General features: G+C 72.6%; 5 protein-coding genes. 3 read left to right on the top strand and 2 right to left on the bottom strand.

Annotated elements, in window-relative coordinates; translation table 11 throughout:
- Nucleotides 1-523: 523 nt before the first annotated feature.
- Entirely contained in the window at nt 524-961 is a 438-nt protein-coding gene (locus VKG64_10925; GenBank protein HKB25556.1) for a TraR/DksA C4-type zinc finger protein, read from the top strand.
- On the opposite strand, the gene VKG64_10920 is transcribed toward VKG64_10925, so the two are convergent.
- On the bottom strand, nt 921-1088 hold the full coding sequence (locus VKG64_10920; GenBank protein ID HKB25555.1) for a hypothetical protein: 168 nt from the start codon (nt 1086-1088) through the stop codon (nt 921-923). The two genes, VKG64_10925 and VKG64_10920, sit on opposite strands and share 41 nt — an antisense overlap.
- Before the next feature lie 16 nt (nt 1089-1104).
- Between VKG64_10920 and VKG64_10915 the strand changes: the two genes are divergently transcribed.
- Both VKG64_10915 and VKG64_10910 read left to right on the top strand, forming a co-directional pair.
- On the top strand, nt 1105-1377 hold the full coding sequence (locus VKG64_10915) for a hypothetical protein (protein ID HKB25554.1): 273 nt from the start codon (nt 1105-1107) through the stop codon (nt 1375-1377).
- Between the two features lie 26 nt (nt 1378-1403).
- Nucleotides 1404-2258, top strand: coding sequence for a polysaccharide deacetylase (locus VKG64_10910; protein ID HKB25553.1), 855 nt, complete (start codon nt 1404-1406; stop codon nt 2256-2258).
- Nucleotides 2259-2277: 19 nt separating this feature from the next.
- Here the strand turns inward: VKG64_10910 and VKG64_10905 are convergent.
- A partial coding sequence (locus VKG64_10905; GenBank protein HKB25552.1) for a hydantoinase B/oxoprolinase family protein occupies nt 2278-2641 on the bottom strand: 364 nt, incomplete at its 5' end.

The raw sequence follows: 2641 nt of genomic DNA, 5'->3' as shown, positions 1-2641 counted from the left end.
GGTGGGACTGCGTGTCGTGTCCCGCCGGCGTCGTCCACGGCTTCCAGAACGTGGGCCTCGAGCCCGCCTACCTGCAGGTGATGCTCGGTCGCTCGAAGCCCGACCTCATGACGTACGCCGACACGGGACTCCAGGCGAGGCGCGACGAGCATCTCCGGACCACGTCCGCGTGACGCTGGTCGGCCGCGCGCTCCTGCGGAAGGAGGACGGCCGGCTCCTGCGCGGCGGCGCGCGCTACCTCGACGACCTCGTCCTGCCCGGGATGCTCCACCTCGGCACCGTGCTCACGCTTCGCCCCGCGGCGCGTCGCCGTGGACGAGGTGCTGACGGGCGTGCGGATCTTCGAGCTGCTCCGCGCGGCGGCGCGGTAGCTCCGTCAGGGAAAACCCTCGGCTGTCGACGCGGCCAGCAGGGATATTCCGCTGCGCGCTTGCGGCATCCACCGGATTTCCGTGCCCCAGGGAGCCGGTAGACTGCAGAGCACTCGAACCTGACGTGGGCGCGCGGAAGGGGGGCGGGGACGATGGACGGCGACATCCGGAAGCGGCTGGAGCAGGATCTCCAGGCGACGGTCTCCCGCCTCCGGCGGATGGGCGAGCCGCTGGCGATGGAGAAATTCGACGGCGCGATCGGCGACGGCTCCCCGCACGCCGACGAAGGCGACGTGATTCAGGCCAACGAGACCCGCGAGATCGGCTTCGCCACACGCGAGCGCCTGCTGGAGCGCTTGACGCGCCTGTCGGAGGCGCTCGACCGACTGGAGCGCGGCGAGTACGGCACGTGCGCCGAGTGCGGCGAGCCGATCTCGCGGGCGAGACTCTCCGCCCTGCCCGAGGTGCAGACCTGCGTCCGGTGCCAGGACGCGCTCGAGCGCCGCGGGCTCGAGCGTCACGGCAGGGAGCGCGGGCTCGGCGAGCGGGCTATGCTGCCCGCACCTTCACTGTCGGCGCGTCTTCGCTGATCTCCTCGAAGACCGCGTTCCGGCCCTCGCCGAGCTCCCGCGCCGCCGTCGAGTCGCGCGTCCGCGGTGTCAGAACGCTCGCGGTGCCGCGCTTCGGCCGCGCCTCGCCGTCCAGGTCGCCGTACACGGGGTACTTCCTGCCTATGGTGAAGGCTGACGCCGGGACCTCGGCGGGTGAATCAGGTAAACGCCGGAATCCTACCGGGAACACCCTAGGCGGCCCGCGGATCGAGGTCGTTGCGTTCGACGAGGGCCCGGGCATCCGTGACGTCGACGTCGCGCTGGAGGGCGGATCCTCGACGTCCGGCGGGCTCGGGGTGGGGTTGCCCGGCGTGCGCCGGCTCATGGACGAGTTCCACATCGCGTCCAAGTCCAGCAAAGGCACGGCCGTCACGATCAGGAAGTGGCGGAGCTAGGCTCCGCCCGAGGTATCGTACACGACGTGCCCCGCCCCCGGACCGCGGACCGCAAGCCTCCGGCCGCGCGTTACCGCTGGCCCGACGGCAAGCGGTCGGCGGCCGTCCTCTCGTTCGACTTCGACGCCGAGTCGGGCTTCCTCTTCCGCGAGCCCGAGAAGGCCAAGCGGAGCCTCGCGGACCTCGAGGAGCGCCGCTTCGGCCCCCGCGTGGGCGTGGACCGCATTCTGAGGCTGCTCGACCGCCTCCGACTCCGCGCGAGCTTCTTCATCCCCGGCTGGACGGCCGTCAACCACCTGCCGCAGTGCAAGCGGATCCGCGACGCCGGCCACGAGATCGGCGCCCACGGCAACGTCCACGAGGCCGTCGGCATGCTCGACGCGGCGCAGGAGAAGGCGGTGCTCGAGGAGCAGCTCGCGATCCTCAGGGCAGAGCTCGGCGTCAAGCCCGCCGGCTACCGGTCGCCCTCCTGGGACGTGAACGTGTGGACGCCGGCGCTCCTCAAGACCCACGGCTTCCTCTACGACAGCTCGCTCATGGGCAACGACGTCCCGTACGACGTCCAGACCCCGGCGGGCCGGCTCGTCGAGGTGCCGGTGCAGTGGCTCCTCGACGACGCGCCCCTGTTCCGCCACGTCTACGGCGCCACCAACGCGATCGCCGACCCCGGCCGCGTGCTGCAGATGTGGAGCAAGGAGTTCGCCGCGATGCACGGGGAGAACGGCTGCTTCGTGCTGACGTGCCATCCGTTCATCAGCGGACGGGCGTCGCGCGTTGTCCTGCTGGGGGACCTGGTCGCCTTCATGCGCCGCGCGCGCGGCGTGTGGTTCACCACGTGCGAGGACGTGGCGCGCTGGCACGCGAAGCAGGCGCGGGGCTGAGCCGCCGGCGCGCGACGCCTCAGTCGGCGGCGGTGTGCCGCCGGCGCCAGCGCGCCTCGGCCTCGTCGAACCCCGGCCCCCGGTCGATGAGCGAGAGGGCGCCGGGACGCTGGGCCCGCGCCTCGTCGGTCGCGCTCTTGTCGAGCTCCAGCGTCGCGGCATCCAGGACGACGCCGTAGTCCTCGAGGGCGCCGCGCGCGGTGACGAAGCCGCGCGCCACGTCCTGGCGCACGCGCTCGGGATCGCGCGCCAGGGGATCGCCCCAGCCGCCGCCCCCGCACGTCTCGAAGCGCAGGAGGTCCCCGCACCGGAGCTCGATGCCGTCGCCGAGCGGCGGGAGCAGCCGCTCGCCGGCGGTGCCCGGGTTCAGTACGATCCGCCCG

It is taken from the genome of Candidatus Methylomirabilota bacterium (assembly GCA_035260325.1).
Lineage (GTDB): Bacteria > Methylomirabilota > Methylomirabilia > Rokubacteriales > CSP1-6 > AR19.
This window is presented reverse-complemented; position numbering and strand designations above follow the sequence as displayed.